General features: G+C 59.2%; 5 protein-coding genes and 1 pseudogene. 3 read left to right on the plus strand and 3 right to left on the minus strand.

What is annotated here, in order from left to right:
* Window positions 1-640, plus strand: a pseudogene (gene osmV / locus WFM46_RS22470) (osmoprotectant ABC transporter ATP-binding protein OsmV); the annotation flags it as partial.
* Between the two features lie 91 nt (window positions 641-731).
* Window positions 732-2,042 carry a voltage-gated ClC-type chloride channel ClcB gene (gene clcB, locus WFM46_RS22475; RefSeq protein WP_336998591.1) on the plus strand — a complete coding sequence of 437 codons (1,311 nt, stop codon included), beginning with the start codon at window positions 732-734 and terminating at the stop codon, window positions 2,040-2,042.
* Here clcB and bioD read toward each other — a convergent pair.
* The 3 genes from bioD to WFM46_RS22490 form a co-directional block, all read right to left on the minus strand.
* Window positions 1,977-2,672 (minus strand): dethiobiotin synthase, encoded by a 696-nt coding sequence (gene bioD, locus WFM46_RS22480; RefSeq protein WP_103179437.1) that lies wholly within the window; start codon window positions 2,670-2,672, stop codon window positions 1,977-1,979. The two genes, clcB and bioD, sit on opposite strands and share 66 nt — an antisense overlap.
* Window positions 2,673-2,797: 125 nt before the next feature.
* Window positions 2,798-4,018: a sugar metabolism global transcriptional regulator Mlc gene (gene mlc / locus WFM46_RS22485; protein WP_103179436.1), complete on the minus strand. Its 1,221-nt coding sequence runs from the start codon at window positions 4,016-4,018 to the stop codon at window positions 2,798-2,800.
* A 126-nt stretch (window positions 4,019-4,144) separates the two neighbouring features.
* Entirely contained in the window at window positions 4,145-5,044 is a 900-nt protein-coding gene (locus WFM46_RS22490) for a LysR family transcriptional regulator (protein WP_103179435.1), read from the minus strand.
* Window positions 5,045-5,166: 122 nt separating this feature from the next.
* On the opposite strand from WFM46_RS22490, the gene WFM46_RS22495 reads away from it, so the two are divergent.
* A partial coding sequence (locus tag WFM46_RS22495; RefSeq protein WP_336998592.1) for an MFS transporter occupies window positions 5,167-6,049 on the plus strand: 883 nt, incomplete at its 3' end.

The raw sequence follows: 6,049 nt of genomic DNA on the forward strand, positions 1-6,049 counted from the left end.
GGTGGACCCGACTAACCGCGAGGTGATCCAGAACCAGTCCCTCGAGATGCAGCGCAAGCTGAAAAAAACGGTGATGCTGGTGAGCCACGATATCGACGAGGCACTGAAGCTGGGGGATCGTATCGCCGTCTTCCGCCAGGGGCGCATTGTCCAGTGCGCCAGCCCGGACGAACTGCTGGCGAAACCGGCCAATGAATTTGTCGGCTCGTTCGTTGGCCAGGACCGCACCCTGAAGCGTCTGCTGCTGGTCTCCGCGGGCGATGTCACGGATCAACAGCCAACCCTGACCGTGCGCCCGGCCACGCCGCTGCCGGAAGCCTTCGCCATCATGGACGACAACGACATTCGCGCCGTCACCGTGGTGGATGAAAACGGCAAACCGCTGGGCTTTGTGAAGCGCCGGGAAGCGCGCAATGCCACCGGCACCTGCGCCGATCTGCTCCACCCGTTCCGCATGACCGGCAAAGCGGAGGACAACCTGCGTGTGGTGTTGTCACGGCTGTATGAGAGCAACACCAGCTGGATGCCGATTGTTGATGAAGAGGGGCGCTATAACGGCGAAATTTCTCAGGACTATATTGCGGAATACTTAAGCTCCGGCCGCACGCGCCGGGCGCTGAATATTCACAGCGACAGTTGATATTGTAAGCCGGGCCTTGCCCGGCTCTTCGCATTGCTAACCCCGCGTTTTCCCGTCAAAATATTGTATCTTCCTCATTTACGCGTAACCCATGCATCGACTCCATGCTTACCCTGACATCCGCGCGATGTTTCGCCGGTTGCTGATCGCCAGCGTGATTGGCGTGCTGGCGGCCCTGGCCGTGGCCCTGTTCCGCCATGCTCTCTATTTACTGGAGTGGCTGTTTCTGAGTAACGAAAGCGGCAGTCTGGTGAATGCCGCCAGCGCCCTGTCGCCCTGGCGACGCGCACTGACCCCTGCCCTCGGCGGGCTGGCTGCCGGGTTGCTGCTGTGGGGATGGCAAAAAAAGACCGCCCAGCGGCCCCATGCGCCCACCGACTATATGGAGGCGCTGGAAACGGGTGACGGACAGTTTGACTACGCCGCCAGCCTGGTCAAATCCCTGGCGTCGCTGCTGGTCGTCGCCAGCGGCAGCGCCATTGGCCGGGAAGGGGCAATGATCCTGCTGGCCGCCCTCGCCGCCTCCTTTTTTGCCCAGCGCTTTACCCCCAAAACGGAATGGAAACTGTGGATTGCCTGCGGTGCCGCCGCCGGGATGGCCAGCGCCTACCATGCCCCGTTAGCCGGAAGCCTGTTTATTGCTGAGATCCTGTTTGGCACCCTGATGCTGGCCTCGCTCGGCCCGGTGGTGATTGCCGCCGTGGTCGCCCTGCTCACTACACGCCTGCTCAGCCCCGGCGCGAATACGCTCTATGAGGTACACCTCAGCGACACCCTCACCGGAATGGATTACTCACTGATCGTGGTAATGGGCCTGCTGGCCGGCATCTGCGGTCCGGCGCTAATGTGGCTCATGGCCTTCAGCCATTCCCTGTTTCTCCGCCTTAAGCTCTCTCCGCCCTGGCAGCTTGCGCTGGGTGGTCTCATCGTCGGCCTGCTGTCGCTGTTGACCCCTAAGGTCTGGGGAAATGGCTACAGCGTGGTACAGGGATTCCTGCTGGCGCCGCCGCTGCTGTCGGTCATTGTGGGGATATTTATCTGCAAGTTGCTGGCAGTGCTTGCCAGCAGCGGCTCTGGCGCACCAGGTGGGGTTTTCACCCCAACGCTGTTTGTCGGCATGGCGACCGGTATGCTGTTTGCCCAGTTGTTTATGCTGTGGTTGCCCGGTGATGAAACCGCGATTTTACTGGGGCTGGCAGGAATGGCGACGCTGCTCGCCGCCACGACGCACGCGCCAATCATGTCGGCGCTGATGGTTTGTGAAATGACCGGGCAGTACGTTCTGCTGCCCGGTTTGCTGATCGCCTGTGTGGTGGCGTCGGTTTTATCGCGAACGTTACGCCACGACTCGATCTACGGCCATCACCCCGCCGAAGGCAGAAAGGTCGATATAGTGCGCTAAGTCGCGCTGCTCGGCGCGCGGCAGGTACGGCAGTTCACCCACCAGTGGCGCCGGCAGCTTTTTGCTTAACACATCGATAATTTCGGCGTAGTGCGCCAGGCCCGGATTGATGCGGTTCGCCACCCACCCCACCAGCGGCAGGCCATCATTGGCGATGGCCTGGGCGGTCAGCAGGGCGTGGTTGATACAGCCCTCCTGAATGCCGACCACCAACAGCACCGGTAATTGCTCTTGTACCACCCATTCGGACAGCGGACGCAGATCGTTCATCAGGCTGCGCCATCCGCCGGTCCCTTCAACGACCACATGATCCACTTGCTCGCCCAGGCTGGCAAGCCCGTTCGATAACAGGGTGTAATTCACCAGCCCACTGTGCGCCACGCTGCTCTCATCTTCGCTAAGCGCAATGGGGTTAATGGCATGATAAGGCAGTTCTAAAGAGGAGACACTTTGTAGCACCAGCGCATCTTTATTGCGCAATCCCTCTGGCGTCTCTTTACTCCCTTTGGCTACCGGCTTGTACCCTGCAACACGCTTTCCGCTGGCCATCATGGCTTGCAGCAAGGCGCGGGACACCACCGTCTTGCCGACAGAGGTATCAGTACCCGTTACAAAGAAACGCTTAAGCATCACTGACTCCACCGTTATGCTCTGAAAATATAAATGAAGGAAATAATTCAGTGGAGGAAGTCTAAGGTATGCGCTATCCGCCCGGTTTGAGATAGCGCAATTTTTGGTAAGACTGTAAAAAACAGTTAACCCTGCAACAGACGAATCAATAGTGAACCGTTATACATCGCATCCTTCACCAGCGCCGCACCGGCCATCGTCCCCTGATTGGTGAATTGAGTACTTTCCACCACGATGTGTTGGCTGTAGGCCGGCAAGGACTGCTGGCGAATGGAGTCGGCGATTGCCGGGAAGAGCACATCCGACGCCTGGCTCAGGGGCGAGCCAATCAGGATTTTCTGCGGGTTAAAGAGGTTAACCATAATGGCAATAATCCGCCCGACGTTAGTGCCGACGCCAGTGATGATATCTTTTGCCAGCAGATCGCCCTGCTGCGCGGCGGCGCAGAGCGACTCCACCGTCAGGGGCTGGCCGTGGAGCGCCGAGCTCATCGACTGGCCGAGCCGGAGCTGGGCCAGCTCCAGCACGCTGTCAACGCTGGCGATAGTCTCCAGACAGCCGTGGTTACCGCAATAACAGCGCTTGCCATAAGGATCGACCTGGGTGTGACCAATCTCCACCAGGCTGCTGCTGCCCGCATGCAGCAGGCGCCCATCGGTGATCACCCCGGCTCCCACGTTGTGGTCGATCACCACCTGAATCACGTCGCGCGCGCCGCGAGAGGCACCGAACAGTGCCTCGGCCATCGTCCAGGCGCTGATATCATGCTGAATATAGACCGGCACGCCGGTGTGATTTTTCAGCACCTCGCCCAGCGGCATCTCTTTGACGTCGTCGTAAAAAGGCATCCGGTGGACAATCCCATTTTCCGTATCAATGATACCGGGCATGGTGATGGCAATGGCGGTGAGGCGCTCCAGCTTCTGCTGATGATGAATGAAGAACTGATCGATCAGGGCGGTGATCCGCACCTCCAGCGGCTCGGCAGCGTGCAGTTCAAGCGGCAGCCGGTCTTCCACCACCAGCTTGCTGCTGAGATCGCGCAGCGCAAGGTAAATTTCACCGCGGCTGATGCGCAATGAGAGGTAGTGCCAGGCTTCGGTTTCCACCACCAGCCCAACGGCCGGACGGCCACGACTGCCCGGCTCCTGAATTTCTGTTTCCTGTACCAGGTGAGCTTCGAGCATCTCACGCACAATCTTGGTGATACTGGCGGGTGCCAGTTGCGCAAGACGAGAAAGATCGATGCGCGAGACCGGCCCAAGCTGATCAATCAGGCGATATACTGCACCTGCATTGGTCTGCTTAATCTGATCAATATGCCCTGGCTGACTATCAGCAACCACCACGTACTCCCTTATTTTCGCGCTTCGAAATAAACTGTGGGCTATGGTGAAGCACTTCTACAGTAATCGTCAAATTTTTACTTAGCCTTGTGATTTACAGCACATTTTACCTGCATTTTTTGCCGGTCAGCGCCCTGACGAGGCAGCGATCAGCAGATCTTTGAACCGCTGTGCCGCCGCGCTGAGTTCATGGTGTTTTGACCATACCAGCCACATCTCTGAAACCGCGTCCGGTTCGGCGAGCGCCACCCAGCGCATCTCATGAAGCTGAAGCCGCCTGAACGAGGCAGGCAGGATCGAGACCCCCAACCCCGCCGCCACCAGTCCGATAATGGTCATCGCCTCGCCCACCTCCTGGGTAATCATCGGGTTTACCCCATAGCGCCGCAGTAATCCCAGAATGTCGTCGTACAGACCGGTGCCAACGTGCGGGTCAAAAAAGACAAACGGCTCCTGCGCCAGCTCCGTCACCGAGATTTCAGCTCTTGCCGCCAGAGGGTGACCGCGGTGGACCATCGCCAGCAGCGGCTCCCGCAGCACCCGCTGCCAGGCCAGCGTCTCCGGCAGACGGGTATTGCGCATCAGGCCAAGATCGAGCGAGCCTTCGCTGAGGGGAACTATCTGCTCCCGGGTGTTGATCTCCCGGGTCTGGATATGCACATCCGGCGACAGGCGGCGAAACGACGAAAGGGTATGTGAGATGGCGCTAATAAAGGGCGCGGAGGAGGTAAACCCGATGCGTAGCTCGCCGGTTTCGCCATGGTGAAGGCGTTCTGCCCGGGCTGCCGCTTCCTCCACCATGCTCAGGATCTGGCGGCTATCCGCCAGAAATTGTCGCCCTGCGGGGGTCAGCCCGACGCTGCGGTTGGTGCGCGCCAGCAGGCGAGCGCCTACCTGCTGCTCAAGAACCTGGATTTGCTGGCTGAGGGGCGGTTGGGAGATATTGAGCCGCGCCGCCGCGCGCCCAAAATGGAGCTCCTCCGCGACGGCGACAAAATAGCGCAGATGACGCAGTTCGATATTCATATTTTAAATGTATCATTTGAGATTATTAATATATTAGACAGAATATTTACAATTTCCTACCCTGATCCTTGTGGTCATACCCGTCACCAGAAATCACGGGGATGTTGAAGCAAGGAACTTACGTGAGTCGGACTACAACGGCTGATATCGCCCCGAACAATGATATCGATCTCCTCCCCAACAACGCGCAACAGGTTCGGTTTATCAAACGCGGCACCCCGCAGTTTATGCGCGTCACGCTGGCACTTTTCTCCGCGGGGCTAGCCACCTTTGCCCTGCTCTACTGCGTGCAGCCGATCCTGCCGGTGCTATCCCAGGAGTTTGGCGTCTCCCCGGCCAGCAGCAGTATTTCCCTCTCAATCTCGACCGGGATGCTGGCGGTCGGCCTGCTCTTTACCGGCCCGCTTTCGGACGCTATCGGACGTAAGCCGGTGATGGTCACCGCACTGCTGCTGGCGTCGGTCTGTACCTTGTTGTCGACGATGATGACCAGCTGGCACGGGATTTTAATCATGCGCGCGCTGATCGGGCTTTCGCTCAGCGGCGTGGCCGCGGTGGGTATGACCTACCTCAGCGAGGAGATCCACCCCAGCTTTGTCGCCTTCTCGATGGGGCTCTACATCAGCGGTAACTCCATCGGCGGCATGAGCGGGCGGTTGCTGAGCGGGGTCTTTACCGATTTCTTCAGCTGGCGGGTAGCGCTGGCGGCGATCGGCTGCTTTGCCCTGGCCTCCGCGCTGATGTTCTGGAAAATTCTGCCGGAGTCGCGCCATTTTCGCCCCACCGCGCTGCGGCCCAGAACGCTGCTGATTAACTTCCGCCTGCACTGGCGCGATCGGGGTCTGCCCCTGCTGTTTCTCACCGGTTTTCTGCTGATGGGTTCGTTTGTCACCCTCTTTAACTACATCGGCTACCGGCTGATGCTCTCGCCGTGGCATCTGAGCCAGGCGCTGGTGGGCCTGCTTTCGGTGGCCTACCTGACCGGCACATGGAGTTCACCGAAAG

The sequence above is a fragment of the Leclercia sp. M50 genome (genome assembly GCF_037150775.1).
In the GTDB taxonomy this organism is placed as follows: domain Bacteria; phylum Pseudomonadota; class Gammaproteobacteria; order Enterobacterales; family Enterobacteriaceae; genus Enterobacter.